Here is a 26,763-nt window from a genome sequence, read left to right on the forward strand (position 1 = left end):
GCGGGCGCGCGGGGCGGGCCGGCCCTCCGGCCCGCCCGCCTACTCCTCGACCAGCAGCTTCTCCCGCAGCTGGGCCAGCGTGCGGGCCAGCAGGCGGGAGACGTGCATCTGGGAGATGCCGACCTCCTGCGCGATCTGCGACTGGGTCATGTTGCCGAAGAACCGCAGCAGCAGGATCCGCTTCTCCCGCGGCGGCAGCCCCTCCAGCAGCGGCTTGAGCGACTCGCGGTACTCGACGCCCTCCAGCGCCTCGTCCTCCGCGCCCAGGGTGTCCGCCACCGCCGGCGACTCGTCGTCGGTGTCGGGGACGTCCAACGACAGCGTGCTGTACGCATTGGCCGATTCCAGCCCCTCCAGCACCTCCTCCTCCGAGATCCCGAGCCGCTCGGCCAGCTCGTGGACGGTGGGGGAGCGGCCGTGCTGCTGCGACAGCTCGGCCGTGGCCGTCGTCAGCGACAGCCGCAGCTCCTGGAGCCGGCGCGGGACCCGGACCGCCCAGCCCTTGTCCCGGAAGTGCCGCTTGATCTCCCCGACCACGGTCGGCGTCGCGTACGTGGAGAACTCCACCCCGCGGTCCGGGTCGAACCGGTCCACCGACTTGATCAGGCCGATCGTCGCGACCTGGGTGAGGTCGTCCAGCGGCTCCCCGCGGTTGCGGAACCGCCGGGCCAGGTGCTCCACCAGCGGCAGGTGCATCCGTACGAGCCGGTTGCGCAGCTCGGCCTTCTCCGGCGAGCCGTCGGGCAGCGCCCGCAGCTCGACGAACAGGGCGCGGGCGCCGCTGCGGTCGCGGGAATCGGGCAGGGGCGGCGGGCTCACCGGGGTCACCGGGAGCTCCGCGGCCGCGCCCGCCGCGGACTCCTCGCCGGCGTGCGCGCCGGGGAGGGCCGCGGGCTCCGGGCCGAGGTCCGGTTCCCGGGCCGCGGGTGGCCGCGCCGCCTGTGGTTCTTGGTGCTGGTTCTCGCTCATGGGGCCCGCCCGTCGCTCCGCCGAGTCCAAAAAGCCGTGGTCCGCATCCGCGTCAGCCGGGTGCGGCCGGGCGTGCTGCTGTTCCGGGATGCCGCCGTCGACCTCGTGCCGTGCCCGGGGCCGATCCCCGCCCCGCACCGGGATCTCCCCGCCGCTCACGCCGGCCCTGGACCCGCGCCGCGCTGTTTGTAGAGGCTGATGCTCACCGTGTTGTCCTCCTCGACCGCGGACTCGACCTTGCCGGCGAGCGCCGACAGGACGGTCCACGCGAACGTGTCGCGCTCGGGCGCCCGGCCGTCGGTCGTCGGCGCCGCCACGGTCACCTCCAGCGAGTCGTCGACCAGCCGGAACACGCAGCTGAGGACGGAGCCGGGCACGGCCTGCTGGAGCAGGATCGCGCAGGCCTCGTCCACCGCGATGCGGAGGTCCTCGATCTCGTCGAGGGTGAAGTCCAAACGTGCCGCGAGGCCGGCCGTGGCCGTTCGGAGCACCGACAGGTAGGCACCCGCAGCGGGCAGCCGGACTTCCACGAAGTCCTGGGTCCCGGGCTCGCCTGCGATCTGGGACACCCTCACCTCCAAGGTGGTACGAGCTCTGTTCGCCGGTGACGCTACCGCGATCCGGTCGATCGTGTCGCGGCACCCCTCATCACACCCGTCCGCGACACCCGCGCCTACGTGCGGTGACTGATGGTATGCCCACGGGTACGCACAGTGGCTAGGGGTCTGCGAGCTCAAATCGGGGGAGCCGGCGGAGGGTTGACCTACCCGCTGCTCAGACGATCGAACCGTCCACGAAACACCACCGCCACGTCTCGCCCGGTTCGAAGCTCCGCACCACCGGATGGCCGGTGGCCCGGTAGTGCGCCGAGGCGTGCCGGTGCGGCGATGAGTCGCAGCAGGCGACGTACCCGCACTCCAGGCACATCCGCAGCTGCACCGGGTGGCTGCCCAGCGCCGCGCACTCGGGGCACGTCAGGGCGGCCGGGGCGGGCTCGGGGCGCGGCAGTCCGGGAACGTGGGTGCACTCGCTCATGATGGCCAGCGTACTGACGGGCGGGCGCCGCGGCAGGAGCCCGCGGCCGCGGGCGCGACGAGCGAGGTGGAGCTGCCGATGCAGGTATGGCCGCTGGTGGCACTGGTGGCGTGCAGCGCGGCGGTGGCCGGCGCGGCCCGCCGGACGCCGGTGCCGGCCCCGCTGCTGCTCGTCGCCGCCGGGCTGGCGGCCTCGTACGTGCCCGGGGTGCCCGCGTACGAGCTGGACCCGCACGTCGTGCTCCCGCTGCTGCTGCCCCCGCTGCTGCACACGGCCGCCGTGGACAGCTCGTACCTGGACCTGCGGGCGAACGCGCGGCCCGTCGCCCTGCTGTCCGTCGGCTACGTGCTGTTCGCGACGCTGGCCGTCGGGTACGCGGCGTACCTGCTCGTGCCGGGGCTGCCCCTGCCGGTGGCGCTGGTGCTCGGGGCGGTCGTCGCGCCGCCCGACGCGGTCGCGGCGACCGCGATCGCCCGGCGGCTCGGCCTGCCCCACCGCATCACGACCATCCTCCAGGGGGAATCCCTGGTCAACGACGCCACCGCCATCACCGCGTACCGGGTCGCGCTCGCGGCGGCCGTCGGCACGAGCGCCGGCTGGGCCGGCAGGATCGCGGAGTTCCTGCTCGCGTCGGTGGGCGGGGTCGGCGTCGGCCTGCTGCTGATGGTGCCGATCCACCACCTGCGGCTGCGGCTGCGGGACCCGCTGCTGAAGAACACCCTGGCGCTGCTGATCCCGTTCGTGGCGTACGCCGCCGCGGAGCGGGTGCACGCCTCGGGCGTCCTCGCCGTGGTCGTCGTCGCCCTGTACCTCGGGCACCGGAACTGGCAGGTGGACTTCGCGACGCGGCTCCAGGAGGAGGCGGTGTGGAAGGTCGTCGCCTTCGTCCTGGAGTCCGTGGTCTTCGCGCTGATCGGCCTCCAGCTGCCGGTGGTCCTGGAGGGGCTCGGGGAGTACGAGGGCGCGGCCGCGGCCTGGTACGCCCTGGCGGTGTTCGCCGCCGTGGCCGTCTCCCGGTTCGTGTGGGTGTTCCCGGCGACGTTCCTGCCGCTGCGGCTGTCGGCGCGGATCCGGGCGCGCGAGGCGGACACCACCTGGAAGGGGGCCTTCGTGGTGGCCTGGGCCGGCATGCGCGGGGTGGTGTCGCTGGCGATCGCCTTCTCCGTGCCGATGGACGTGCCGCACCGCAGCCTCATCCTGTTCCTCACCTTCACGACGGTCATCGCGACCCTGGTCGTGCAGGGCCTGACGCTGCCGCCGCTGATCCGGCTGCTGCGGCTGCCGGCCCCCGACGCCAAGGCGCAGACGCTGGCGGAGGCGCAGGCCCAGAGCGAGGCCTCGGCGGCGGCGGAGGAGCGGCTCGCCGAACTGCTCGCCGAACCGCGCAACGCACTGCCGCCGCCGCTCGCGGAGCGGCTGCGCACGGTGCTGGAACGGCGCCGCAACGCGGTGTGGGAGCGGCTCGGCGAGGTGAACCCGCTGACCGGGGAGTCCGCCGACGGCGTCTACCGGCGGCTCGCGCGGGAGATGATCGCCGCCGAGCGGGAGGTGTTCGTCGCGCTCCGGGACGAACGGCGCATCGACGACGAGATGCTGCGCGGCCTGCTGCGCCGCCTGGACCTGGAGGAGGCGGCGGCCTACCGCGAGGAGACGGGCTGACGCCGGGGCGGCGCGGCGGGGGCCGCGCGGCCCGGGCGCTCAGGGCCGGCCGGTGACGACGGCCGTGACGGCGCTGCCCCGCGGGAACCCGCCGCGCTCCGCCAGCTCGGCCAGCGCCCACAGCAGCTTGGCGACGTAGATCCGCTCGACGGGGACGCCGTGCCGCTCCTCGAAGCCGGCGGCGAACGCCTCCAGGGCGGCGGGCACGCGCGCGTAGCCGCCGTGGTCGAAGCCCTCGGCGAGGCTCCAGTCCCCGGCGGGGCCGCCGAAGGCCTGCTGCTGGAGGGAACGTATCCCGCCGCCGAGGAACCCGCCGGCCAGCACCGGCACCCCGAGGGCGCGCTGACCCGGCGCCAGTCCGGCCGCCAGCCCGGCGAGGGTGCCGCCGGTCCCGCAGGCGACGGCGACGGTTTCGGACACGCCCCGCAGCTCCCGGCCCAGCGCGGCGCAGCCTTCGAGGGCCAGGGCGTTGCTGCCGCCCTCGGGCACGGCGTACGCGGAGGCCGCCCCGGCGTCCTCCAGCAGCCGGGCGAGCACCGCGGGCTCGGCCTTGCGCCGGTAGTCGGACCGCGACACGAAGTGCAGGCGCATCCCGTCGGCCGCGCAGCGGGCGAGGGAGTCGTTGAGGGGCCGCCCGGCGAGCTCGTCGCCGCGGACGACGCCGACGGTGCCGAGCCCGAGCAGCCGCCCGGCGGCGGCAGTGGCCCGCAGGTGGTTGGAGTAGGCCCCGCCGAAGGTCACCAGCTCCCGGTACCCGCCCGCCACGGCGGCCCGCAGGTTGGGCGCGAGCTTGCGCCACTTGTTCCCGGGAGGGTACAGGTCCACTGGTCCAAGTACGTCCGTGTCCCACGGAATGGTGGTGTGGATCAGGTCGTCCCGCTTCAGCAGGAGGCGGACGCCGTGCCGCTCGAACCGCTCGTCATGGATCTCCTGCAACGGGGACGGCGGGCGCGGCTGCAAGAGCACGTCAAGGTTCGCGGGGCGGTTCACCCGTCCATTGTGGGGCGCTCCCGTCCTCGCCGTCGCACGTCAGAGCCCCGCCCACACGATTCGGGTCGTGTGAGCGGGGCCGGAGCCGGCGCGCTGGACTGCCTTGCTCGCCGTCGCCCAGCGGGCCGGGGTCTACGTGTCCCGGCTGACGCGTGCGTGATCGGTGAACACACGCCGGAACAGGTCGTGCCCGGTCCGCCCGGCGTGCCGGAGCGCCCAGTCCTGCGGCCCTTCCTGTTCGTCGTGCGCGCCTGACTCGGCTCCGCAGCCTTCGGCGACGCAGAACGCCTCGTATGTCACTCCGCCTTCCGGGGCGTGCCGGATGGTGTGGGGGACGCAGCGCAGCACGGCGCGGGTCATCGACTCACCTCCGTGTGGGGGTGCTGACGGATCTCGACGTTGCAGTCCACGACCCCCGACCGGTCCCGAAGCCGGTAGCACTCGGTGCGCTGTACGACCAGGGCAGCGCAGACGTCGCACGTCGGGTCGGCTGGATCGGGATCAGGCACCGGAAACGGATCACGTTGTTCGACCTGCTGCCACAGTCCCCGCACCATTCCGGATCCCTTCGTACCTCGCTGGTACCGGGATCGTCGCCGTGATGATCAGGACGGGGGAACCTCGTACGTTTCCCACTTCGGGACGTCCTGCGGCCTGTAGAACGTCCCTATGCAGAACGAGCGGTTAAGGGCCCTGATGGCATCCGGCGGCTGGACTCATGCATCGTTGGCAAGCGCCACGGGCGTCGATCCGAAGAGTGTCGAACGCTGGGTCAACCTCGGGCGCACCCCACGGCGGGCAACGGCGCTGTTGGCTGCCGAGACACTGGGTGAGGACGTCCACGCACTGTGGCCGGCGCTGAGACAGGCACGTGCCGCGCGGGCCGTCAGCCCCGAACTGGTGGCGCTGTACGACCAGCGAGCGGACCTTCCCGTCTCCGTGTTCGTGGACCTGCTGACGACAGCTCGCGAGCGGATCGACGTGCTGGTCTACGCAGCGGTGTTCCTGCACGAGGCGTATCCCCGCCTGAACGACCTCCTTCGGGAACGCGCGGCGGACGGCTGCACGGTCCGGATCGCCATCGGTGACGCGGACAGCGAGAACGTCCGGCAGCGTGGACAGGAAGAGAGATTCGGGCACGGCATCGAATCCCGCTGCCGTCTCGCCCTCATGCACTACCGACCTCTGGCCGACGTTCCCGGCATCGAGCTGCGAACGCACGGCACGACCCTCTACAACAGCCTGTACCGGGCGGACGGCGAAGTCCTGGTCAATGCCCACGTCTGGGGTGTGAACGCGTACGGTGCGCCCGTGTGGCACCTTCGCCGTCACGAAGCCGGGGGCATGTTCGACACCTACGCCGACAGCTTCAACGCGGTGTGGGAGACGGCCCGTCCCGTGAAGGAGTGACCCGATGGCCCGGACCGAGTACTACGACGATCCCCACGCTCCCGCGCCCAACAGCATGGTCGTGGCAGCCTCAGCCGTCGTCACGGACGACCAGGGCCGCATCCTGCTGCAACGGCGCCGCGACAACGATCTGTGGGCTCTCCCCGGCGGTGGGATGGACCTCACGGACTCCCTCCCCGGAACGGCCGTCCGGGAGGTCAAGGAGGAGACGGGCCTCGACGTGGAGATCACGGGGCTGGTCGGCACCTACACGGACCCGAAGCACATCATCGAGTACAGCGACGGCGAGGTCCGCCGTCAGTTCAACGTCTGCTTCACGGCCCGCATCACCGGGGGCACGCTGGCGATCTCGGACGAGAGCACGGAACTCCGCTTCGTGGAGCCGACTGAGCTGGGGGCCCTGCCCATGCACCACACCCAACGCCTTCGAGTACAGCACTTCTTGGAGAGCCGCCCCGCCCCATACCTTGGGTAGCGGGTTCTGGCAGACCCCAACAGGGCGCTGGAGGGGCCTTCCCACGGTCGTTCTCGGGCCCTCGGCCACACGTTGCCGCTGGCCAGACCGCATGTAGGTGCTCAAAAACGGGCGTACACCCAGGGCGTGTTTGTCGTGCTGGGGCCGGGATCGCTGGGAGCCGTGCCACCTCAACTTTGACGCCGCCCTACCCCCTGCGGTGGTTCGGTGGTTCTAGGGCACTTTTGGTTTCCTTGTAGGTTTCTATATGCATACAGAAAAAGCCCAAGAATCACCGAACCACCGCACGCGCCTTGCCGTCACCCTCAGGCCGAGCCACCCAGTGCCCGGTACAGCGTCGCCCGGGAGACCCCGAGCGCCTTGGCGATGGCAGTGACGCTTTCCCCTTTCGCGCGGCGGGCCTTGGCAGCAGCGAGCTTGTCCCCGTCCATGACCACCGGACGTCCGCCGGTACGTCCCTGAGCGCGGGCAGCGTCCAGCCCGGCGCGGGTGCGCTCCTTGATCAAGCTCCGCTCGAACTCCGCCATGGCGCCCACCACCTGAAGCATGAGCCGACCGTCCGGGGTGTTCGGGTCGATGCTCGCGAGCGCACCTGTCAGCACCTTGAAGCCGACCCCACGTGCAGCGAGCGAGTCCACCAGCGTCACGAGATCGATCAGCGAGCGAGCAAACCGGTCCAGCTTCCACACGCACAGGGTGTCCCCAGGACGCAGGTAGTCCAGAGCGGCAGTCAGCCCCGGGCGGTCGGTGTTCTTACCGCTCGCCTTGTCCGTGAAGATCCGGGCGCAGCCGGCGTCAGTCAGCGCGTCGTGCTGCAACTGCGATTCCTGCTCGTCGGTAGAGACTCGCGCGTATCCGATCAACTGTCCTGCGGGCGTCGTCATGCAACGAGCGTCGCATAACTCGTCTCAAAACATCAAGAGTCTTCGTAGGGTTCTGAGACGCGTTTTGGGACGCAGGTCGGGCCTCCATGGAGCGCTATCGCCGGCGTCTCGAAAACCATCGTTTATGAGACTACCCGTCCTGGGCTGACTCCGGGACTGCCTGTTGTGTCGATGAGCAGGACGCCTCAGGGACGGGAACGACAGCCGGACCGGGACGCCCCGCCCCTACGTCGAAGCGAAGGGCATGCGGGGCCGCTCGCAGCATGCCGCTGCGCCACGGTCCTGTATGAGCTGTCGGGTGGCGCCGCCGGCAGCGCAACGCGAATCTCGCTGTGGTGAAGTGCTTTGGGGGTTAAGCAGAATGATGTGTCGCCAGTTTGGGTGTACGCCACCCGCGATCGTTGGCTTGAAGATGACTCAAGGTTGTGGAAGACCGTTCGTGGGCAAAGATCTTCCCTATCATGCTGGGTGTCGAGGTGGCGTGGCAGGCGGCCTCTGACCAGGGGTTGGAACCGTGTCCGCAGCCACCGGGGGGATCTCGTTGGTAGCTACTCATCAGTACTCCGGTGACGAGTGGGAGCAGTACTGCCTGCTGCTCGCACGGCGACACTATGGCGCAGACCAGGTGCAAGAAGTTCCCGCACGACATGGTGGCGACCTCGGCATTGAAGCCTTCACCTTCTGCGGTCGCGCCTTCCAGTGCTATGCGCCTGTGGAGCCACTATCTACAAGCGAACGATACGACAAGCAGCGCGACAAGCTCTCAACCGACCTTCGCAAGTTGGAGACGAAGCAGAAAGAATTGGGGAGCCTGCTCGGCAGCGTTCGGATCAAGCAGTACATCTTCCTCGTGCCGATCTTTGACTCCGCCAAGCTGGTGCAGCACGCCTCGACGAAGGCGGAAGAGATGCGCGCGCTAAATCTTCCGCACCTTGGTCAGGACTTCACTATTACTGTGGCCTCGGACTCCATGTTTGCGCGCGAGAGGTCGGAAGTGCTTGAGCGGCCGACTGCCTTGGTTGACATGGTGCAAACTTCCCTAGAGGACGTTGACGTCTGGATTTCTGGGAACTCCGAGCTGACAAGCAAGGCTCTTGAGAAGCTGTCGCGGATCCAGTTGTCTGCCAGCCAGCGTGAAAGCTACCTCGAGCAGCTTGTAAATCAGTTTCTGGACTCAGAGAACGCGCTCCTGCGCTTGCGCGAAAAATACCCAGACCAGTGGGAGGCGGTGATGGATGCTCGGAAGCGAAAAGAGCGTAAATTGGTTCTCGAGTATCCTCCGGGCAGCACGAACACAGCGATGGACGTAAATGGCATCGTGAGGTCCCTCAAAGAAGATCTATCTCGGCAGGTGCCGGCTCTAGACGACCCCTTCGTGGATGCGATGTCCTGGGGCTCTATCGCTGATTGGCTTATGAGATGCCCGCTAGATTTTGAACCCAGCGAGGGTGCGCAATGACGTCAGCGGATCTCAGGGCGGCGTTTTCGGGCATTTCGAACGCTGTAGTCTTCACTCGCAGGCCGGACCCGGTCCCTGGGGATCTGAGGACTGCATGGAGAATATCCGCTATCGTCTTGGTCCTTCGCAGGTGTCGGGCCAACACTGCCAACGTGGAACAGATTCACGTTCTCGTTTGGGCTCTTCGTTCTGAACATGGTAGGCGCGTCGTCTCCGAGTGGTTTAATCACCAGCGAAAGCCGCATGGGCTAATTATTCGCCACGATCCTTCCACGACGCGAAGCATTAACCTTGCAGTGGCAGCAGGATTGGCCAAGAGAAACTCTAACGCCTCTATCTCTTTGACGGAGAAGGGTGAGCGCATGGCCGGTCTGCTTATGTCTAGAAACGATGTGTTGCGGATGGAGAAGGATTTTCTTGCCACGCTGCCGGCGCGCATTACGCAAAAGTCCGTGAACGATTTGCTTGACTGGAGCTAGCGGATGCTTACTCTGAGGAAACTCGTTCTGCGCGTGCAGACCCCGGGTCCCATGTGTGGGACCGAGCTGAACTTTAGCCGGGGCCTAAATATCCTCCGGGCAGACAACTCGAGCGGCAAGTCTACATGCCTTCAGTCCATCATTTATGCGCTCGGCCTTGAGGGGATGCTCAGCTCTAGTCGCAACATCCCCTTGCCGCATGCCATGACGGATTCCGTCGAAGTGTCCGGCCGCGAATATCGCGTTGTCGAGTCTGACGTCGCCCTTGAGATTGAGAACTCAACAGGGTCGGTAATGACTGTACGGAGGGCGGTTCGAAGCTCTCGCTTCAATAGTTCGCTAGTGAGGGTGCAGGAGGGGCCTGCTCTGACTGATCCTTACGGCGACTATCCCTCGCAGGACTACTTTGTGAGGCGCTCAGGTGCTGCACAGCGAGAGGCTGGATTCCACCACAAGCTGGCGCGTTTCCTGGGCTGGGAACTCCCCCGAGTCACGAAGATGGACGGCAGTGAAAGCCTGCTTTACCTGGAATGCCTGTTCCCTTATTTCTTCGTAGAGCAGAAGCATGGCTGGTCAGGAGTTCAGGCTCGTATCCCTACCTACCTGGGGATTCAAGACGTCTCTAAGCGCTCAGCAGAATTTATCCTATCCCTTGAAGTGATGGATGCCGTCCTCGAGCGGCAGCGGCTTGAATCTGTCAATGCGATTCTAGAATCTGACTGGAAGGCGCTCGAGCGGCAAATTACCGAGCTTGGCAGGCGATCCGGGGTTCTGGTGCAAGGTGTCCCCAAGAAGCCGACCGCTGATTGGCGCAGGGCGGATCAAGTTGAGGTCCAGGTTGCGTCCGGCGGGGGCTGGATCTCGCTTTCCCAAGAAATCGATCAAATGGCCGGCCGGCTCGAAGGTCAGCTCAGGAGGCGAGCTGTTCATTCGGTCGGTGAGGCGGCGCCTCAGATCGAAGCGGCTCTTGCCGAGAATCAAGACAATGGGATGCGCCTGGCCGTCGTTCTCTCTGAAGCTGTGGACGATCTAGAGCAGGCGAAACGTCGGGAAACCTCTGTCGGCTTGCGTGTTGAGGCTCTGGAAGAAGACTTGAGGAAGCACAAGGATGCCTCCTTGCTGCGAAACTTGGGCTCTGGGACCGATTTCGAATCCCTCTACGAGAACTGTCCGACGTGTGGGCAGCTCCTGCCGGACGGGTTCGAAATCACAGACTATCCGTTGACGATCGAGGACAATATTTCGCTGTTGGAGCGGGAGCTGTCGACTTTCCGATCTATGACGGCCGACGCGCGACGTGCAGTTGAGCGAGGGCAGGTCCGTGTTAGCCGGCTGCGAGATGAGATGGCTTCGATTCGCTCGTCTATTAGAGCGCAGAAAGATGCCCTCGTTAGCCCTAATTCCCTTCCTGACGCCGCCGCGCTTTCCGAGCACATTCAACTTCAAGGTCGAATCGATGCTCTGCGGGCCGTCCGTGATGAAATCGAAGCGGCTCTAGATGAGCTGGATAGAATCTTCTCTACCTGGCGGCAGACGAAAGAGCAGCTTTCGCGGCTGCGAAATCATGAACTGAACCAAACTGATGCCGCCAAGGTTGCGGCACTTCGGACTTCTCTTGTCTCTCAGCTCCACAGCTACGGGTTCCGCTCGATGGACCCCTCGGCTGTCGATATCTCTGACAAGACGTATCGTCCCATTCATGAAGGATTTGATCTCGGCTTCGATCTATCCGCCAGTGACATGGTGCGAGTCATCTGGTCCTACCTGTTTGCCCTCATGGAAGTTTCGAGGGAGCGCGGAGGCAATCATGCACAGTTGCTTGTCTTCGACGAGCCTCGTCAGCAGGAGGCTGCTCGAATGAGTTTTCAGCAGCTTTTGAGGAGGGCTGCGCAGAATGGGTCTGCAGGAAGTCAGATCCTCTTCGCGACCAGCGAGGAGGAGCACGGTTTGCGAGAAATGCTGCAAGGGCTTCCGCACTCCATGACGTCGGTGCCTCGTGGCGATAAATTGATCAAACCGATCGCTAGTTGACGGCAGCTCGGGAGATTTTCTTTGGGGCACTCGAGGGCCGGATCCATCCGGCGAAGAAGCGGTTGGAGGTGTGCGGACCATACCTGGTTGTCAGCACCAGCGCTGTGGGATGGGACGCCACGGCCGCGCGGTTGAGGTGACGAAGTGACGAAGTGACGGTTAGTTCTAATCCATGCATGGCGACGATAAATATCTCTATGTAAGAGGTAACCCGGCGCTGAGTGTCATTCCGTCACTTCGTCACTTCGGGCGTTGTTGTGCGCGGGTCCTCAGGAGCCGCAGGAGGCGCCACCAGCCCGCCAGGGCAGTCTTTCCCGTGAGGGGTCGTACGCGGCGCGCAGGACGGCGTCAGCGCCCCTGGGGCACGGTTCCCACGGGCTGAGGGTCCTCGCCTACCCAATGGAACCTGAAGCGGGTGAGCACTGGGTCCTTGCAGCCCTGGCCCCGGGACGGGAGGAGCGCCACGGAGTGGAGAACTACGCGCAGCAGCATGCGGGCACGTTCCTGGTCTGCTGCCATCCACGCTTGGTGCAGCATCTCGCCGTCTCGCAAGATCGTGATGTCGATGGCGCGCGTCAGTTCCGCCAGTTCTGCTTCCAGCGAGTCCAACTGAGCGGTGATCGCGTCCCGTAGCTGGTCGTAGCGCTGCTGCCCCTTCGGACCCTTGAAGCGGCCCTGCACGAAGTGCGCTTCGTCCAGGCTGTCCAGCCGGGCCCGGGCATCGTCCACGGCGAGCGTGAGTTCCGTACGACGGACGTCCTTCTCCGGGTCCTCCACGGCCAACCAGCGGATGGCGAGGTCCACGAGGAGGCCGTCGTCGTCCGGCAGCGTGGAGACGCGGGAGATGAACGCGTGGGTTATGGCATCGTCCGCAGCGTTCACCAGGACGGACATTCCCTGGCAGGTGCTCTTGCCCAGGTTGATACGCCGGTAGCAGCGGTAGGACGGACCGCCCTTGACCATGTTGCCGCCGCAGCGTCCGCACTTGAGGAGTCCGGACAGCAGCTACTGTGCCGCCGGCTTCCCCCGGCGTCCGTTCGCCATGGACTCGGACGTGCGCAGCCTCAGGGCGGCCTGGATGCGTGCCCGCTCTCCGGGCGTGATGACTCCCTCGCCCACTTGGACGGGCTGTCCGTCCTCGCCCAGCATGGGTTCCTGCGTCGCACGCCACCGTTCCCGGCCTTGGTCGTCCGTGTACCGGTCGTGCGTGGGCATCAGGCCGGCCCACGCGGGGGAGTGGGCGAGCTGCGTGATCGTGGAGGAGCGCCACTTACCGCCCCGGCGGGTCGTGAGACCGTCGGCGTTCAGCTTCTCCGCTATCGCACTGGCGGACTTGGCGGACAGCAGGAGGTCCGCGATACGGCGGGATGTGGCGTACTCCTTGGGGTGGTGCTCCGTGGTCGTCCGGCCCTTCCGGACCCGCAGCCCGTAGGGCGGCTGACCGCCTGGCCACGCACCTTGGCGCTTCTTCTCCGCCTTCGTCGTCCGAGTGCGGACGCTCGTGTTGTACGACTCGGCGCGTGCCTGTTCGGCCAGCCACGCGAATAGCCCACGGTGCTGCGGTACGGAGCTGTCCAGGCCGTCCATGTGTGCGACCAGCCGGGCGTTACGGCTTTCGAACGTGTCGAGCACGTCGCCCACCTGCCGCATGCCACGACGGCTCAGGCGGTCCAGCTTCCACACCAGGAGGTGGCGGACCTCGCCGGCGACCACGGCGGCAATCGCCTTGTCGAACTTCTCGCGCGTGACACCGGCCTTGAAGGCCGACGCCTCGTCCGTCCAGACCTCCCGGACGGTCAGTCCTTCGCGCTGTGCCCGGTCCCTGAGGTCGCGTTCGTGCGCCTTCAGGGTGTCCTTGTTGTCCTGCAAGGTGCTGCGGCGCAGGTAGAGGTCACACAACTTGGCCGGGTCGGTCGCTATGCCCATGAGAGTCACCCTAGGTTGGGGTGATCGCGGGCCAAACCGATTATTTCTGCTGGTCAGGCCCGCAAACACCAGTGGGTTTACTCTCGGGCAGCTCGGGATGCACGAGGTCGTCCCGCTTGAGCAGCAGCCGCACCCCGCACCGCTCGAACCGCTCGTCACGGACCTCCTGCAACGGGGACGGCGGGCGGGGCTGCAAGAGCACGTCAAGGTTCGCGGGGCGGTTCACCCGTCCATTGTGGGGGCTGAGGTGCCTCGGGGTGGGCGGCCCGCGGGCCTTGTCGGGGGCCGCCCCGGTACGGGTGGGTCAGTTCAGGTGTGCGGCCACGCGGGTGCGGAACCAGTTCATCGTGAAGCCGCGGGGGTCCGGTTTGCCCGGCTGCCATTCCAGGTGGCCGATCACCGAGCGTTCCGTCCAGCCGTGGACGCGGCAGACCGCGGCCGCCGCGCGGGCCATCGCGTCGAGCTGGACGGCCGGCCAGGGATCCCGGCCGTCGCCGAGGTTCTCGCACTCGAAGCCGTAGAAGTGGCGGTTGCCGTCGGTGTCGCGCTCGTTGTCCGGCGGCAGCCGCCTCTCGGCGATCACCGCCGCGAGGACGTCCCGGTCGCCCGACCCGGCGTGGTTGGCGCGGCCGTAGCCGACGAGGTGGACGCGGCCGTCCTTGGTGATCACGCCGTGGCAGAGCGGCCCGGGGAGGGCCGCATGGCCGTCGCGGCAGAGTTGCACGGTGTACGCCGTGCCGCGCGTGACGGTGTGGTGGACCATCACTCCGTGTACGGGGCCCCACGGGCCCTTGTGGTTGCGGTTGTGGGTGCGCCAGGCGCCGACCTCGACGATGGTCAGGCCCTCGTTGCGCAGTGCGTCGATGAACCGGTCCGCGGACATGGGTGCGGCCATGGACCGCCTCCTTTGCGGTGCGTTGCGGTCACCATGCGTGGCGACCCCGTTCCCTACGGTGTAGGGGAGGGGGTCCTTGCGTGGCTAGGGCATTCGTACGGCGTGCGAGCCGATTCGGACAGGGCGGCCCCGTACCGGCCGGCCCGCACGCCCCACGCGTCGCGTGCCGTTACGCCGAGGCCAGCCACATGTCGGGGCCGAAGACCTCGTAGTGGATGTCCGCGGCCGGCACGCCCTTGGCCAGGAGCTGCTCCCGTACGGCCCGCATGAAGGGCAGCGGCCCGCACAGGTAGGCGGTCGTGCCCGGGGCGACCTCGACGTCCGCCAGGTCCATGCGGCCCTCGGCGTCGCCGGGTTCGGCGCCGGCCTCGTACCAGAAGCGGGCCGTGGCGTCGGTCAGCTTCAACGCGAGGGCGCGGTGGTCGGAGCGCAGTGCGTGGTCCGCGGGGGAGCGGTCGGCGTGCAGGACGATGACGGGCGCCGTGCGGCCGCTCTCCGCGAGGTGCTCCAGCATCGACAGCATCGGGGTGCAGCCGATCCCGGCCGACGCGAGCAGCACGGGCGCGTCGGAGTCCTGCAGGACGAGGTCGCCGTACGGGGGCGAGACGCGCAGGACGTCGCCGACGGTGACCCGGTCGTGGAGGTGGTTGGAGACCTCGCCGTCGGGGCCGGCGGCGGCCGCGCCGCGGATCCGCTTCACGGTGATGGCGCGGGTCGGCGAGCCGGGGGCGCCCGTCAGGCTGTACTGGCGGATCTGGCGGGCCCCGTCGGGGAGTTCGACCTGCACGGAGACGTACTGGCCGGGCTTGGCGGCGGGGACGGGGGAGCCGTCGGCGGGGGCGAGGTGGAAGGTGGTGCAGTCCGCGGTCTCCTCGATGCGGGCGGTGACCTGCCAGGGGCGCCAGACGTCGCCGGCGGCGACCTGCTGTTCGGCGTAGAGCCGCTCCTCGATGGCGCACAGGGCGTTCGCCATCAGCCAGTACACCTCGTCCCAGGCCTCGGCGACCTCCGGGGTGACGGCGTCGCCGAGGATCTCGGCGATCGCCTCGAAGAGGTGCTTGTGGACGACGGGGTACTGCTCGCGGGTGACGCCCAGCGAGGCGTGCTTGTGCGCGATGCGGCTCAGCATCGCGTCCGGGCGGGTGCCCGGGTGGGCGAGGAGGTGGCCCGCGAAGGCGGCTATGGAGCCGGCGAGGGCCTGCTTCTGCACGCCGGCGGCCTGGTTGCCGCGGTTGAACAGGTCGCGCAGCAGCTCGGGGTGGGCCGCGAAGAGCTTCGTGTAGAAGAGCTCCGCGATGTCGCCGACGGCCGCTCCCACGGCGGGCAGGGTGGCGCGGACGGTCTCGGCCGACTTCTCGGACAGCATCGGTACTCCTCGCGTGCGTGCGGTGGTGCGCCTGGTGGCTACGGGTAATGGGTATTTCGGATGCAAGTTTTACGGCGTGCGGGGCCGGTGCGAAGCGGCCGTCCGGCCCGGGGGTCAGGGACCTTCGGCCCGCCCTCCCGGGGGCCCGCCGTCCGCCGGTCCGCCGCGGCCCGAGATGCCGAGCAGCAGCGGGCCTGTCGGTGCCGCGACCATCTCCTCCACCGTCAGCGGGTCCAGGGCGGCGAAGAACGCCTCCTGCGCCCGGCGCAGGGCGCCCCGCAGGACGCACGCGCCGCGCAGCGGGCAGGGGGTCTCGCCGTCGCAGTCCACGACGTCGCCGGCGCCCTCCAGTTCGCGGACCACGCCGCCCACCGAGGCGGCCCGGCCGGCCGCGGTCAGCGCCAGGCCGCCGCCGCGGCCGCGGCGCGCCTCGACCAGGCCGAGGCGGCGCAGCCGTGCGACGACCTTGGCGGTGTGGGTGTACGGGACCTCCATCACCGCCGCGACGTCGCGCGTGGTGGGCAGGTCCCCCTCGGCGACGGCCAGGCGCATCAGGACGCGCAGGGCCAGGTCCGTGAATCGGGTCAGGCGCATGCCCGCACCCTAGGAAAACTGGTATCCGTCATGCAAATTTCACACCGGCCCGCGGGGCGCCGAGGCGAACCGGAGAGGGTGCCCGCCACTCCGACGGAGTAGTCCCACTCTTTTGTGTAATGGTCCCACCACCGTGTGTGCTGAAAGGCTTCTGCCGCAGATCCGTGGAGTGAGCGAGAGGAAGCACATGTCGGTGCAGGCGGGTTCCGGAACCGAGGCCGCGACTCCCCAGCGGAGTCTCGCCCCGTCGGCCGCGCGGAACTTGGCAACCACGACCAAGTCCGTGCCGCAGATGCAGGAGATCACCTCCCGGTGGCTCCTGAAGATGCTCCCCTGGGTGTCCGTGCAGGGCGGCACCTACCGGGTCAACCGCCGCCTGAGCTACTCGGTGGGCGACGGGCGCGTGGAGTTCGTCAAGACCGGGTCCCGGGTCGAGGTCATCCCCGCCGAGCTCGCCGAGCTCCCCCTGCTGCGCACGTACGAGGACGAGGACGTCCTGGCCGAGCTCGCCCAGCGGTGCCGCCAGGTCGACTTCGAGGCCGGGCAGGAGCTGACCTCCTTCGGCAGCGCCGCCGACCGGGTCTTCCTGCTCGCCCACGGCCGCGTCGAGCAGATCGGCCCCGGCCCGTACGGCGAGGACGCGGTCCTGCGGACCGTCGCCGACGGCGCCTACTTCGGCGACGACTGCCTCGTCGACGACGACGCGATCTGGGAGTACACGGCCCGCGCCGTCACCTCCGGCACCGCGCTCGTCCTGTCCGCCCAGGACTTCCGGATGCTCGCCGACCGCGCCGACTCGCTCCGCGCGCACGTGGACGCCGTACGCTCCGCGCCCGGCCGGCACACCAACGACTACGGCGAGGCCGCCATCGACCTCTCCGCCGGCCACCGCGGCGAGCCCACCCTGCCCGGCACGTTCGTCGACTACGAGGCCCGCCCCCGCGAGTACGAGCTGTCCCTCGCGCAAACGGTCCTGCGGGTCCACACCCGCGTCGCCGACCTCTACAACCACCCGATGAACCAGACCGAGCAGCAGCTGCGGCTGACGGTCGAGGCGCTGCGCGAGCGCCAGGAGCACGAGATGGTCAACAACCCGGAGTTCGGGCTGCTCCACAACGCCGAGTACGACCAGCGCATCCAGCCGTACGGCGGCGCGCCCACCCCCGACGACATGGACCGGCTGCTCAGCATGCGGCGCGGCTCCCGGCTCTTCCTCGCCCACCCCGAGGCCATCGCCGCCTTCGGCCGCGAGTGCAACAGGCGCGGCCTGTACCCGGACACGGTCGACGTCGAGGGGACCCGCGTGATGACCTGGCGCGGCGTGCCGATCTTCCCCTGCAACAAGATCCCGATCAGCGACGCCCGCACCACGTCCATCCTGTGCATGCGCACCGGCGAGGAGGAGTCCGGCGTCGTCGGCCTGCACCAGCCGGGCATCCCGGACGAGATCGAGCCGAGCACGTCCGTGCGCTTCATGGGCATCAGCGAGCAGGCGATCATCTCGTACCTGGTCACGGCCTACTTCTCCGCGGCGGTGCTCGTGCCGGACGCGCTCGGCGTCCTGGAGAACGTCGAGATCGCCCGCCGCGCCTGAGCGGCGTGGCGGCGAGTACCGGGGAGGGGGGCACCCATGGGCACCACTGAGGCGGTCGCGGCCGGCGAGGGGCAGGAGGCCGCGGCCCTGCTGGAGCAGGCGAGGGGCGCGGTCGACCCGCTGCTGCGCCGCGCGGTCGGGAGCCTGCCCGGCTCGATGCGGCGCGTGGCGATGTACCACTTCGGCTGGGAGGCCGCGGACGGCACCGCGGCGGCGGGCGGTGCGGGCAAGGCCATCCGGCCGGCCCTGGTGCTCGCCGCGGCGCGTGCCCTCGCCGGGCCGGACGGCGCGGCCGCGGCCGACGCGTCCGACGCGGCGGTCCGCGCGGCGGTCGCCGTCGAACTGGCCCACAACTTCACGCTGCTGCACGACGACGTCATCGACCGGGACGCCACGCGCCGCGGACGGCCGACGGCCTGGACGGTGTTCGGGACCGCGGACGCGATCATCACCGGCGACGCGATGATGGCGCTCGCCCTGCGGCTGCTCGCGGAGGACCCGCACCCCGCCTCCGCGGCGGCCGCTGCCCGCCTCGCGGCCTGCATCGTCGAGCTGTGCGCCGGGCAGCAGGCCGACTGCGCCTTCGAGCAGCGGCCGCAGGTCCCGCTGGAGGAGTGCCTGGTCATGGCGACGGCCAAGACCGGGGCCCTGCTCGGCTGCTCCTGCGCGCTCGGCGCCCTGTACGCGGGCGCCGGGGAGGACGAGGTCGAGGCGATGAACGCCTTCGGCCGCGAGGCCGGACTGGCCTTCCAGCTGATCGACGACCTGATCGGCATCTGGGGCGACCCCGGGCACACCGGCAAGCCCGCCGGCGCCGACCTGCTCGCCCGCAAGAAGTCCCTCCCCGTCGTGGCCGCCCTGACCTCGGGCACCGAGGCGGGCGAGGAGCTCGCCGCCCTGTACGCGGGCCCGATGGAGGGGGAGGACGTACGCCGCGCCGCCGACGCGGTGGAGCGGGCCGGCGGGCGGGACTGGGCGCAGGCCCATGCCGCCGACCGGATGGGCCGGGCGGTGCAGCAGCTGTCGCGGGCCGTTCCCGACCTGGGGGCGGCGGGAGGGCTGCTGGCGCTGGCGGAGTTCGTCACGCGCCGTACCCGCTGAGCGGGCGGGCGCAAGCCCTGTTCCGGCACTGCATGGTGCCGGAACAGGGCTTTCCGGCGTGGGGGCCCAACTCTAGGATCGCTTGCGTTTGTCGATACGCGGCTGAAGGGTGTGCCCAGTGGTTCTGGAGATACGGCAGGCGGACGGGACGGACCGCGACGCGGTGGCGCGGCTGCTCGACGAGGCCTTCCGCGACGACCCGGTGAGCTGCTGGGTCTTCCCCGACGCCGCGCACCGGGCCGCCGTGCACGGGAAGTTCCTCGGCGTTTTCGTGGACGTCGCCCTCGCCGAGGGGCGGATCGACTACGCGGCCGACGGGTCCGCCGCCGCACTGTGGCTGCGCGTCCCGGCGGGCGCCCCCGAGGACGGTGGGCCCGAAGGCGACGTGCCGGCCCTGATGCGCGCCGTCGCCGACCCGGACAACGAGCGGTGCGAGCTGGTCGGCCGGCTGACCGGCGCCGTGCACCCGACGTCCGAGGAGCACGAGTACCTGCTGATGATCGCGGTCTCCCCGGACCGGCAGGGCGAGGGCCTGGGCACCGCCCTGATGCGGCCGGTGCTGGAGCGGTGCGACCGGGAGGGCGTGCCCGCGTACCTGGAGGCGAGCAGCGAGCGCAGCCGGCGGCTGTACGAGCGGCTCGGCTGGGAGTTCACGGGCGAGGCGGTGAGCCTGCCGGACGGGCCACTGATGTGGCCGATGTGGCGCAAGCCCCACCCGGTCGCCGAGCCTGGCGCCTGACGCCGGGGCTGTACGCGGCGCACGCAGCACGGAGCGCGCGGGGCCCCGCCCCCGGACGATTCCGGGGGCGGGGCCCGTGTTCACCGCGCCCTGTGCAGGGGGAGGCTCAGCCCTTGGCGTCCAGGCCGGACGCCGCGAAGCCGTTGGCCCACAGCTGGTTCACCCGGGCCCGCTCGGCGCTGTTCGGGGTCGCGTTGGTGCAGGAGGTGCCGGGGCCGCCGCCCGACATCAGCTCGGAGCAGGGGCCCGAGTAGTGGTCGGGCAGCCCCAGCACGTGGCCCGTCTCGTGCGAGGTCACGCGCGTGGAGTTGTACTGCTGGTTCTGCCGGTAGTCGAGGAAGATGTAGCCGCGGCCGTGCCCGTCCGTGCTCGCGTACGAGCCGCGCGGGTCGTTGCCCTCGCGGTAGGAGAAGCTGCCGCCGGAGGAGACCTCCTGGAGGCGGACGTTCGTCACCGAGCTGTTCCAGATCTGCGTGGAGCGGGCGATCTGGGTGCGGAAGCTCGGCGCGTAGCGGGTGTTGTACGTGACCGTGACCACGGCGGCGCCGGGGTTCGCGGCCCGCTGCTCGGCCACCGAGCGCTGCACGGCCTCGAAGAAGGCCTTGGTGGCGGCCTGGTTCTCCTGCGAGCGCTCGTAGGCGGCGTACGTCGCGGCGCTGCCGGCGGGGACGGGGGCGGCGCCCGCGCTGGGGACGACGCCGAGCGCGGTGGCGAGGCCGAGGCCGGCGGCGGCTGCCAGCAGGGTCTTGCGGGATATGCGGGAGTGGCGCATGTGGGGTGCTCCTACTCGAAATCCGGTGGGGGGTGGGTTGTTCGGTACCGGAGTCTGCGGGAGCATGCGGGGCCCGCGGATGATGTCAGCCCCCGATAGCACCGTCCTATCGCAAGGTTTCGGCGAGTCGACTTCCGTGAGAATGGCGGGATTCGAGGGGGTATCAGTGGCTGGTGAAGTGCGCCGCGGCCGACCTACCCTCGGTCCATGGAGCTCGAGGTGAGGCACCTGCGCGCGCTCTGCGCCATCGCCGACGCCGGCAGCCTGCACAAGGCCGCCCGGCAGCTCGGTGTGAGCCAGCCCTCCCTGACCACTCAGCTGCGCCGCATCGAACGCGCCCTGGACGGCGAGCTGTTCCTGCGCGAGCGCACCGGCTGCCGGCCCACCCCCTTCGGGCGCAGCGTCCTCGGCCGCGCCCGCCCCCTGCTCGACGGGATGGCCGCCCTCGTCGCCGAGGCCCGCGCGATGGCGAGCGGCCCGCGGCTCCGCCTCGGCTCCACCGCCAGCCGCGCCCTGCCGGGGTGGCTGCGCCGGCTGCACCGCCGGTGGCCCGACACCGAGACCTCCCTGTTCGTCGACGTCTCGCCCAACGCCCTGCTGCGGATGGTCGCTTCGGGCCAGCTGGACGTCGCGTTCGTGCACGAGGTGGAGGGCAGCCCGCTGCGGGTCCCGCCGGGGCTGGAGTTACGGGTCCTCGTGGAGCGGGAGCCGCAGTTCGTCTCGATGTCCCCGGACCATCCCGCGGCCCGCCGGGGCGTGGTCGACCTGCAGGACCTGGCCGGCGACCGGTGGACCGTCGACCCCTCCGTCGACGGCGAATGGGACGGCCTGCGCCGGGTGTTCGCCGCCGCCGGCCTCGACCCGCCCGTGCTGCACGCCGACTACCACACCGCCTCCTCGCTGATCGTCTCCGGCGAGGCCGTCGCCCCCTGCCAGCCCACCTCCGGGCCCCGCGCCGACATGGCCATCCGCCCGCTGGCCGGGGACCCCCTCGCCGTGCGCCTGCTGCTGGCGACGCGGCCGGGCGAACACCCCGAGGCCTTCGAGGACCTCCGCGCCGCCTACCTGGAGGCGGCCCACACCTCACCCGCGTACCGGGCCTGGCTGCGCCGCCACGCGAGCCCGCTGCTCGCCGCCTCGTAGCCGCGGCCGCGCCCCCCCCCGCTTCTCCGCCGGTCCGCCGCCCGGCCCCCTGCCCGGCCGCCTCCCGGCCGCCTCCCGGGCCGTCCCTCGCCGCGCCCTCTCCATGCCCGCTCCCGCGCGGCCGCCCTTGACTTCGACAAGCCGCGATATATCGTGTTAGAAAGAAGACGCGATATGTTGCGTGCCGTCGTATGTGCCGAGGAGGGCCAGCACCATGGCAGAGCAGAAGACGTGGTCGGTGGGGGAGCCGCAGAAGATCGCCTTCGACGCCCCGGTGGCCGAGCTGCGGGTCCGCATCGCCGGCGGAACGGTCAACGTCGTCGCCGACGAGGGCCCGGCCCGCCTGGAAGTCGCCGCGGTCGACGGCCCGCCCCTGTATGTCGTCCAGGAGGACGGCATCCTCACCGTCTCCTACGAGGACCTGCCCTGGAACGGGGCCCAGGGCCTGCGCGAGTGGTTCGAGAGCAAGCCGTGGAAGGCCTGGTCCGGCCCCGCCGAGGGCCGCAAGGCCTGGGAGCGCAGCGCCACCGCCACGCTCACCGTCCCGGCCGGCACCCGGGTCCGCGTCGTCGCGCTCGGCGCGGGCGCCGTCGTCTCCGGCATCACCGGGGGCGTGGACGCCAACACCGTCTCCGGCGACCTGACGCTGGTCCGGCTCTCCGGCGCGGTCAAGGCGCACACCGTCTCCGGGAGCGTGGAGGCCCAGTCCGTCACCGGCGAGCTCGGCTTCCGCACCGTCTCCGGCGGCCTCACCGTGGTCGACGGCGCCGCCGGGCGCGTACGGGCCGACTCGGTCAGCGGCGACATGCTGATCGACCTGGACCCCGCCGGCAGCATCGACGTCGCGCTCAACTCCGTCTCCGGGCAGGTCGCGGTCCGCCTGCCGCACCCCGCGGACGCCCGCGTCGAGGCCAACACCGCCACCGGCGGCATCTCCAACGGCTTCGAGGAGCTCCACGTATCCGGCCAGATGGGCGCCAAGCGCATCACCGGGAAGCTGGGAGCGGGCAGCGGAAGCCTGCGCGCCACCACCGTCTCCGGCTCCATCGCCCTGCTGCGCCGCCCGGCCGGGGACGCGCCGGCCGCCCCCCTCGCGCTCGACAAGAAGGTGCTCTGACATGCCGCCCGTCTTCGCCCACGGCCGACTCCGCCTCTACCTGCTCAAGCTGCTGGACGAGGCGCCGCGCCACGGCTACGAGGTGATCCGCCTGCTGGAGGAGCGCTTCCAGGGCCTGTACGCCCCCTCGGCGGGCACCGTCTACCCGCGCCTGGCCAAGCTGGAGGCCGAGGGCCTCGTCACGCACGCCACCGAGGGCGGGCGGAAGGTGTACTCCATCACCGACGCCGGGCGCGCCGAGCTGGCCGGCCGGGGCGGCGAGCTCGCCGACCTGGAGCTGGAGATCCGCGAGTCGGTCTCCGAGCTGGCCGCGGAGATCCGCGACGACGTGCGCGGCGCGGCCGGCGCGCTGCGCCGGGAGATGCTGGCCGAGGCCTCCGCGACGCAGACCCGCGTCGAGGACGAGTCCTGGAAGGCCGCGAAGGAGGAGATGCGCCGGGCCCGCCAGGAGTGGAAGGATCAGGCCCGCCGCGCCAAGGACGAGAGCCGCCGCGCCCGCGAGGAGGCGCAGCAGGCGCGCCGCCAGGCCAGGGAGGCGCAGGAGCGGGCCCGCGAGGAGGTCGCCCGGCTCGCGGCGCAGCTCCAGGAGCAGCTCGCGAAGTCCGGCGGGATGCTGGGCAGCCTGGCCGGCAGCTGGCTCGGCGGCGGCGCGGGCGGTGCCGCCGGGGCCGGTGGCTGGGGCGGGGCCGCCGCGGGGGCGGCCCGGGCGGGCGAGGCCCCCCGTACGGCCGCTGGGGGCGCACCCGCTCCGGAGGCTGCCGGCTGGGCGGCCGACGTGCCGCGCACCGGCGACCCGGCACGCGACCTGGACCGGCTGCTGGACCGCTTCCGCGACGGCGTCCGCGACGCCGCCCGCGACCACGGCGTCACCGCCGCCCAGCTGGAGGAGGCGCACGCCCACCTGGCGGCGGCGGCCGCCCGCATCGCGGCGGCGCTCAGGCCCGCCCGCTGACGCCGGCCTGCCCCCGCCCCCTCCGCCGCACCGGCGGGCGGGGCGGCGGGGAGCGCCGCCGTTCCGGGCCAGGGGGTGTTGCGAGGGTCCCGCACGGCGCCCACGGCGCCCGGCACGCACTCCCGCCGCACCGGCCGAAGCCCCGAGTACGCCCGGTACGAGAGGTTTCGCCCGGTACGCCGAGAGCACGCACCGGACACCGCGGGCACCGCACAGGACTTTCGCAAGACCCCCTAGACGGTCAGGACGACCTTGCCGAACAGGTCGCCGGCGGCCAGCTTCTCGAAGCCCTCGCGGGCCCGGTCCAGCGGCAGCACCTCGTCGATCACGGGCCGCAGCCCCGTCGCCGCGCAGAACGACAGCAGGTCCTCCAGCTCGTCCTTCGAGCCCATCGTCGAGCCGACCACCTTGAGCTCCAGGAAGAAGATCCGGGTGAGCTCCGCGTGTGCGGGGCGGTCCCCGCTCGTGGCGCCGGAGATGACGAGGGTGCCGCCGGGGCGCAGCGACTTGACCGAGTGGGACCAGGTGGCCGCGCCGACCGTCTCGATGACCGCGTCCACCCGGTGCGGCAGGCGGGCGCCCGGTTCGAACGCGTCCGCGGCGCCGAGCTCCACGGCCCGCTTGCGCTTGGCCTCGTCCCGGCTGGTCGCGTACACCCGGAGCCCGGCGGCCTTGCCCAGCGCGATGGCGGCGGTCGCGACGCCGCCGCCGGCCCCCTGCACCAGGACCGAGTCGCCCGGCCGGACGCCCGCGTTGGTGAAGAGCATCCGGTACGCCGTCAGCCAGGCCGTGGGCAGGCAGGCGGCCTCCTCGAAGGAGAGCTCGGCGGGCTTGCGCAGCACGTTCCAGGCGGGGACCGACACCTGCTCGGCGAACGTGCCCTGGTAGCGCTCCGTCAGGATCGAGCGGGGCTCGTCCGGGCCGACGCCGTGGCCGCTCTGGCCGATCACCGAGTGCAGGACGACCTCGTTGCCGTCCTGGTCGATGCCGGCGGCGTCGCAGCCGAGGATCATCGGGAGCTTGTCCTCGCCGAGGCCGACCCCGCGCAGCGACCAGAGGTCGTGGTGGTTGAGGGAGGCGGCCTTGACGTTCACGGTCACCCAGCCGGGGCGGGCCGCCGGAGCCGGGCGCTCGCCCAGTTCGAGGCCGCTCAGCGGCTGGTCACGGTCGATACGGGCGGCATAGGCAGCGAACATGCCGCGACGCTACCGCCCGGTAGGCGGCGGTGCCAGACCTGTCGGCACATCGCGGGTGAGGCCTTCGTCGCACCGGCGGCGGGTACGGGCCGGCGGCCGCCGCGGCCGCCGGGGGGACGCGTACGGCCGGGGCGGGAACCGTTCGGGGGAGTGGCGGCGTCCTTCGGACAGAGGGCGCCTGCGCCGGAACGGAACTGTCTGTCGCATGCCCAACTACGGTCTGTACCTGTGGTCTTGACGGATTCCGGACGCTAAGCGGAATGGCAGGACCGCGTCATTTCGGCCGGTAGTATTCAGCCCGGCGCGGCCGGACTCGTCATGAGCCTGTCATTTCGGGCGTGCTTGCTCCGGGATGTCCGAGGCCCGCGCAGCGGTACCTCGAACGACTCGCCGACGCGGTGCGGCCCCTCCCCGTTCGGGGGCGGGGAGGGTGCGTGCCGCGGGCGGGCGCACACGTGGAGGGGCCCGGCCGGAACGCATCCGGCCGGGCCCCTCCGCGCACGGTGCGGCGGTCAGCCCAGGCGGGCCACCCCGTCGGCCTTGGCGGCGGCGGCCACCGCGGCCGCGACGGCCTCGGCGACGCGCTCGTCGAACGGCGACGGGATCACGTAGTCGGCGGCGAGCTCGTCGCCCACGACGCCCGCGATGGCGTCGGCGGCGGCGATCTTCATGCCCTCGGTGATCCGTGCGGCGCGGACCTTGAGGGCGCCCGCGAAGATGCCGGGGAACGCCAGCACGTTGTTGATCTGGTTCGGGAAGTCCGAGCGGCCCGTCGCCACGACGGCCGCGTACTTGTGCGCGACCTCCGGGTGGACCTCGGGGTTCGGGTTGGCCATGGCGAAGACGAAGGAGTCCTTCGCCATCGAGGCGACGGCCTCCTCGGCCACGGTGCCGCCCGAGACTCCGATGAAGACGTCCGCGCCGGCGAGGGCCTGCTCCAGCGACCCGGTCAGGCCGGTCCTGTTCGTCAGGCCGGCGATCTCCGCCTTCACGTCCGTCAGGTCCGCGCGGTCCGCGGAGACCACGCCCTTGCGGTCGGTGACGCACACGTCGCCGATGCCGGCGTCCACGAGGATCTTGGCGATGGCGATGCCCGCCGCGCCGGAGCCCGAGATCACGGCGCGCAGGTCGCCGAGCGTGCGCCCGGTGAGCTTCGCGGCGTTGCGCAGGGCGGCCAGCGTCACGATGGCCGTGCCGTGCTGGTCGTCGTGGAAGATCGGGATGTCGAGGGCCTCCTGGAGGCGGCGCTCGATCTCGAAGCAGCGGGGCGCGGAGATGTCCTCCAGGTTCACCCCGCCGAAGGAGGGGGCGAGCCGGACCACGGTCTCGACGATCTCGTCCGTGTCCTTGGTGGCGAGCGCGATCGGGACCGCGTCGACACCGCCGAACTGCTTGAAGAGGATGGCCTTGCCTTCCATCACCGGAAGGGAGGCCTCGGGCCCGATGTCACCGAGTCCGAGCACGGCCGTGCCGTCGGTGACGACCGCGACCACGTTGGACTTCCAGGTGTACTCGTTCACCAGCTCGGGCTGCTCCGCGATCGCGGTGCAGACCTTCGCCACGCCGGGCGTGTAGGCGAGGGACAGGTCGTCCTTGTTCTGGACCGGCACCGTGGCCTGAACGGCCATCTTGCCGCCCCGGTGCAGTGCGAACACCGCGTCCGGGTTGTTGTCCGTAACGCTGTCGCTGCGAGGATTGACGATCTCCGCTGCCACTGTTCTAGACCCCTTAAGTCTTTGAATCATTGAGGGTTGGCCACTCCTGGTTAAGGGGTGGGCGGGCACCGCGTCCGTACTCCGCATCGGCGGTTGGCCCGCCTCCGCGGAGGGGAGGTTCGAACGCGCGGGGCGCGCCGCACGCGCGCCCTGAGCCCCGGATGAGGGGTGTAAGGATCCGTTGTACCCGAAGAACACTCACCCAGACGAGTCGATTCCGGCTGGACTGGATGCCTCTTGTCCGGTTTTCGGCGAAAGGTCC

At 70.4% G+C, this 26,763-nt stretch carries 26 protein-coding genes and 1 pseudogene; 12 read left to right on the plus strand and 15 right to left on the minus strand.

Annotated features, from left to right (window positions below):
• Positions 1-39 precede the first annotated feature (39 nt).
• The 3 genes from C0216_RS05110 to C0216_RS05120 all read right to left on the minus strand — a co-directional run bounded on the left by C0216_RS05110 (position 40) and on the right by C0216_RS05120 (position 2,004).
• Entirely contained in the window at positions 40-1,128 is a 1,089-nt protein-coding gene (locus C0216_RS05110; protein ID WP_114054103.1) for an RNA polymerase sigma factor SigF, read from the minus strand.
• The gene (locus C0216_RS05115) at positions 1,125-1,538 is read right to left on the minus strand and encodes an anti-sigma regulatory factor (RefSeq protein WP_114054104.1); all 414 of its coding nucleotides are present in this window, start codon (positions 1,536-1,538) and stop codon (positions 1,125-1,127) included. The genes C0216_RS05110 and C0216_RS05115 overlap by 4 nt, the downstream gene beginning before the upstream one ends.
• Positions 1,539-1,743: 205 nt before the next feature.
• Positions 1,744-2,004 carry a UBP-type zinc finger domain-containing protein gene (locus C0216_RS05120; RefSeq protein WP_114054105.1) on the minus strand — a complete coding sequence of 87 codons (261 nt, stop codon included), beginning with the start codon at positions 2,002-2,004 and terminating at the stop codon, positions 1,744-1,746.
• Positions 2,005-2,082: 78 nt separating this feature from the next.
• Between C0216_RS05120 and C0216_RS05125 the strand changes: the two genes are divergently transcribed.
• A complete protein-coding gene (locus tag C0216_RS05125; protein WP_114058465.1) occupies positions 2,083-3,663 on the plus strand; it encodes a Na+/H+ antiporter in 1,581 nt (526 codons plus the stop codon).
• A gap of 39 nt (positions 3,664-3,702) precedes the next feature.
• Here C0216_RS05125 and C0216_RS05130 read toward each other — a convergent pair whose 3' ends face one another.
• Complete coding sequence (locus C0216_RS05130; RefSeq protein WP_114054106.1) at positions 3,703-4,653, minus strand: 1-aminocyclopropane-1-carboxylate deaminase/D-cysteine desulfhydrase; 951 nt, start codon at positions 4,651-4,653, stop codon at positions 3,703-3,705.
• A 132-nt stretch (positions 4,654-4,785) separates the two neighbouring features.
• Complete coding sequence (locus C0216_RS05135) at positions 4,786-5,013, minus strand: hypothetical protein (RefSeq protein ID WP_114054107.1); 228 nt, start codon at positions 5,011-5,013, stop codon at positions 4,786-4,788.
• Between the two features lie 309 nt (positions 5,014-5,322).
• On the opposite strand from C0216_RS05135, the gene C0216_RS05145 reads away from it, so the two are divergent.
• Entirely contained in the window at positions 5,323-6,063 is a 741-nt protein-coding gene (locus C0216_RS05145) for a helix-turn-helix domain-containing protein (protein WP_114054109.1), read from the plus strand.
• A 4-nt stretch (positions 6,064-6,067) separates the two neighbouring features.
• Entirely contained in the window at positions 6,068-6,538 is a 471-nt protein-coding gene (locus tag C0216_RS05150) for an NUDIX domain-containing protein (protein WP_114054110.1), read from the plus strand.
• A 305-nt stretch (positions 6,539-6,843) separates the two neighbouring features.
• Here C0216_RS05150 and C0216_RS05155 read toward each other — a convergent pair whose 3' ends face one another.
• On the minus strand, positions 6,844-7,422 hold the full coding sequence (locus C0216_RS05155) for a recombinase family protein (protein ID WP_114054111.1): 579 nt from the start codon (positions 7,420-7,422) through the stop codon (positions 6,844-6,846).
• A gap of 514 nt (positions 7,423-7,936) precedes the next feature.
• Here C0216_RS05155 and C0216_RS05160 point away from each other — a divergent pair.
• The 3 genes from C0216_RS05160 (at position 7,937) to C0216_RS05165 (ending at position 11,391) form a co-directional block, all read left to right on the plus strand.
• Positions 7,937-8,881 carry a hypothetical protein gene (locus tag C0216_RS05160; RefSeq protein ID WP_125542356.1) on the plus strand — a complete coding sequence of 315 codons (945 nt, stop codon included), beginning with the start codon at positions 7,937-7,939 and terminating at the stop codon, positions 8,879-8,881.
• 152 nt (positions 8,882-9,033) lie between these two features.
• Complete coding sequence (locus tag C0216_RS33320; protein ID WP_162793114.1) at positions 9,034-9,360, plus strand: hypothetical protein; 327 nt, start codon at positions 9,034-9,036, stop codon at positions 9,358-9,360.
• A 342-nt stretch (positions 9,361-9,702) separates the two neighbouring features.
• On the plus strand, positions 9,703-11,391 hold the full coding sequence (locus tag C0216_RS05165; protein WP_246042329.1) for a hypothetical protein: 1,689 nt from the start codon (positions 9,703-9,705) through the stop codon (positions 11,389-11,391).
• Positions 11,392-11,739: 348 nt separating this feature from the next.
• Here the strand turns inward: C0216_RS05165 and C0216_RS05170 are convergent, their stop codons facing one another.
• From C0216_RS05170 to C0216_RS05195, 6 genes and pseudogenes are all read right to left on the minus strand, one after another.
• Complete coding sequence (locus tag C0216_RS05170) at positions 11,740-12,396, minus strand: zinc ribbon domain-containing protein (protein ID WP_342777143.1); 657 nt, start codon at positions 12,394-12,396, stop codon at positions 11,740-11,742.
• Positions 12,397-13,317 carry a recombinase family protein gene (locus C0216_RS05175; RefSeq protein WP_162793115.1) on the minus strand — a complete coding sequence of 307 codons (921 nt, stop codon included), beginning with the start codon at positions 13,315-13,317 and terminating at the stop codon, positions 12,397-12,399.
• A gap of 76 nt (positions 13,318-13,393) precedes the next feature.
• Positions 13,394-13,543: pseudogene (locus C0216_RS34215) on the minus strand (1-aminocyclopropane-1-carboxylate deaminase); the annotation flags it as partial.
• Between the two features lie 78 nt (positions 13,544-13,621).
• Positions 13,622-14,212: a peptidoglycan recognition protein family protein gene (locus C0216_RS05185; RefSeq protein WP_114054115.1), complete on the minus strand. Its 591-nt coding sequence runs from the start codon at positions 14,210-14,212 to the stop codon at positions 13,622-13,624.
• A gap of 169 nt (positions 14,213-14,381) precedes the next feature.
• Positions 14,382-15,578: a globin domain-containing protein gene (locus C0216_RS05190; RefSeq protein WP_114054116.1), complete on the minus strand. Its 1,197-nt coding sequence runs from the start codon at positions 15,576-15,578 to the stop codon at positions 14,382-14,384.
• Positions 15,579-15,692: 114 nt separating this feature from the next.
• Positions 15,693-16,172, minus strand: a complete 480-nt coding sequence (locus tag C0216_RS05195) for an RrF2 family transcriptional regulator (protein WP_114054117.1) — start codon at positions 16,170-16,172, stop codon at positions 15,693-15,695.
• A gap of 187 nt (positions 16,173-16,359) precedes the next feature.
• Between C0216_RS05195 and C0216_RS05200 the strand changes: the two genes are divergently transcribed.
• From C0216_RS05200 to C0216_RS05210, 3 genes are all read left to right on the plus strand, one after another.
• A complete protein-coding gene (locus tag C0216_RS05200) occupies positions 16,360-17,766 on the plus strand; it encodes a family 2B encapsulin nanocompartment shell protein (protein ID WP_114054118.1) in 1,407 nt (468 codons plus the stop codon).
• A gap of 36 nt (positions 17,767-17,802) precedes the next feature.
• Positions 17,803-18,867: a family 2 encapsulin nanocompartment cargo protein polyprenyl transferase gene (locus C0216_RS05205; protein ID WP_114054119.1), complete on the plus strand. Its 1,065-nt coding sequence runs from the start codon at positions 17,803-17,805 to the stop codon at positions 18,865-18,867.
• Between the two features lie 118 nt (positions 18,868-18,985).
• Positions 18,986-19,606 carry a GNAT family N-acetyltransferase gene (locus tag C0216_RS05210; RefSeq protein WP_114054120.1) on the plus strand — a complete coding sequence of 207 codons (621 nt, stop codon included), beginning with the start codon at positions 18,986-18,988 and terminating at the stop codon, positions 19,604-19,606.
• Between the two features lie 106 nt (positions 19,607-19,712).
• Here C0216_RS05210 and snpA read toward each other — a convergent pair whose 3' ends face one another.
• Entirely contained in the window at positions 19,713-20,378 is a 666-nt protein-coding gene (snpA, locus tag C0216_RS05215; protein ID WP_114054121.1) for a snapalysin, read from the minus strand.
• Positions 20,379-20,585: 207 nt separating this feature from the next.
• Between snpA and C0216_RS05220 the strand changes: the two genes are divergently transcribed.
• The 3 genes from C0216_RS05220 to C0216_RS05230 all read left to right on the plus strand — a co-directional run bounded on the left by C0216_RS05220 (position 20,586) and on the right by C0216_RS05230 (position 23,590).
• Positions 20,586-21,521: a LysR family transcriptional regulator gene (locus C0216_RS05220; protein ID WP_114054122.1), complete on the plus strand. Its 936-nt coding sequence runs from the start codon at positions 20,586-20,588 to the stop codon at positions 21,519-21,521.
• A gap of 214 nt (positions 21,522-21,735) precedes the next feature.
• Positions 21,736-22,638 carry a DUF4097 family beta strand repeat-containing protein gene (locus tag C0216_RS05225; RefSeq protein ID WP_114054123.1) on the plus strand — a complete coding sequence of 301 codons (903 nt, stop codon included), beginning with the start codon at positions 21,736-21,738 and terminating at the stop codon, positions 22,636-22,638.
• Position 22,639: 1 nt separating this feature from the next.
• A complete protein-coding gene (locus C0216_RS05230; protein WP_114054124.1) occupies positions 22,640-23,590 on the plus strand; it encodes a PadR family transcriptional regulator in 951 nt (316 codons plus the stop codon).
• A gap of 233 nt (positions 23,591-23,823) precedes the next feature.
• On the opposite strand, the gene C0216_RS05235 is transcribed toward C0216_RS05230, so the two are convergent.
• Both C0216_RS05235 and C0216_RS05240 read right to left on the minus strand, forming a co-directional pair.
• Entirely contained in the window at positions 23,824-24,786 is a 963-nt protein-coding gene (locus C0216_RS05235) for a zinc-binding dehydrogenase (protein WP_114054125.1), read from the minus strand.
• Between the two features lie 512 nt (positions 24,787-25,298).
• A complete protein-coding gene (locus C0216_RS05240; protein WP_114054126.1) occupies positions 25,299-26,501 on the minus strand; it encodes an NAD(P)-dependent malic enzyme in 1,203 nt (400 codons plus the stop codon).
• Positions 26,502-26,763: the final 262 nt, after the last annotated feature.

This window comes from Streptomyces globosus, from assembly GCF_003325375.1.
GTDB classification, from domain to species: Bacteria; Actinomycetota; Actinomycetes; order Streptomycetales; family Streptomycetaceae; genus Streptomyces; species Streptomyces globosus_A.

Excerpts from the sequence above, each read along its gene's own strand:
- C0216_RS05120 (WP_114054105.1), bottom strand. The coding sequence starts at position 2,004 with ATGAGCGAGTGCACCCACGTTCCCGGACTGCCGCGCCCCGAGCCCGCC.
- C0216_RS05125 (WP_114058465.1), top strand. The coding sequence starts at position 2,083 with ATGCAGGTATGGCCGCTGGTGGCACTGGTGGCGTGCAGCGCGGCGGTG.
- C0216_RS05135 (WP_114054107.1), bottom strand. The coding sequence starts at position 5,013 with ATGACCCGCGCCGTGCTGCGCTGCGTCCCCCACACCATCCGGCACGCC.
- C0216_RS05145 (WP_114054109.1), top strand. The coding sequence starts at position 5,323 with ATGCAGAACGAGCGGTTAAGGGCCCTGATGGCATCCGGCGGCTGGACT.
- C0216_RS05150 (WP_114054110.1), top strand. The coding sequence starts at position 6,068 with ATGGCCCGGACCGAGTACTACGACGATCCCCACGCTCCCGCGCCCAAC.
- C0216_RS05155 (WP_114054111.1), bottom strand. The coding sequence starts at position 7,422 with ATGACGACGCCCGCAGGACAGTTGATCGGATACGCGCGAGTCTCTACC.
- C0216_RS05175 (WP_162793115.1), bottom strand. The coding sequence starts at position 13,317 with ATGGGCATAGCGACCGACCCGGCCAAGTTGTGTGACCTCTACCTGCGC.
- C0216_RS05185 (WP_114054115.1), bottom strand. The coding sequence starts at position 14,212 with ATGGCCGCACCCATGTCCGCGGACCGGTTCATCGACGCACTGCGCAAC.
- C0216_RS05190 (WP_114054116.1), bottom strand. The coding sequence starts at position 15,578 with ATGCTGTCCGAGAAGTCGGCCGAGACCGTCCGCGCCACCCTGCCCGCC.
- C0216_RS05195 (WP_114054117.1), bottom strand. The coding sequence starts at position 16,172 with ATGCGCCTGACCCGATTCACGGACCTGGCCCTGCGCGTCCTGATGCGC.
- C0216_RS05200 (WP_114054118.1), top strand. The coding sequence starts at position 16,360 with ATGTCGGTGCAGGCGGGTTCCGGAACCGAGGCCGCGACTCCCCAGCGG.
- C0216_RS05205 (WP_114054119.1), top strand. The coding sequence starts at position 17,803 with ATGGGCACCACTGAGGCGGTCGCGGCCGGCGAGGGGCAGGAGGCCGCG.
- snpA (WP_114054121.1), bottom strand. The coding sequence starts at position 20,378 with ATGCGCCACTCCCGCATATCCCGCAAGACCCTGCTGGCAGCCGCCGCC.
- C0216_RS05220 (WP_114054122.1), top strand. The coding sequence starts at position 20,586 with ATGGAGCTCGAGGTGAGGCACCTGCGCGCGCTCTGCGCCATCGCCGAC.
- C0216_RS05225 (WP_114054123.1), top strand. The coding sequence starts at position 21,736 with ATGGCAGAGCAGAAGACGTGGTCGGTGGGGGAGCCGCAGAAGATCGCC.
- C0216_RS05230 (WP_114054124.1), top strand. The coding sequence starts at position 22,640 with ATGCCGCCCGTCTTCGCCCACGGCCGACTCCGCCTCTACCTGCTCAAG.
- C0216_RS05235 (WP_114054125.1), bottom strand. The coding sequence starts at position 24,786 with ATGTTCGCTGCCTATGCCGCCCGTATCGACCGTGACCAGCCGCTGAGC.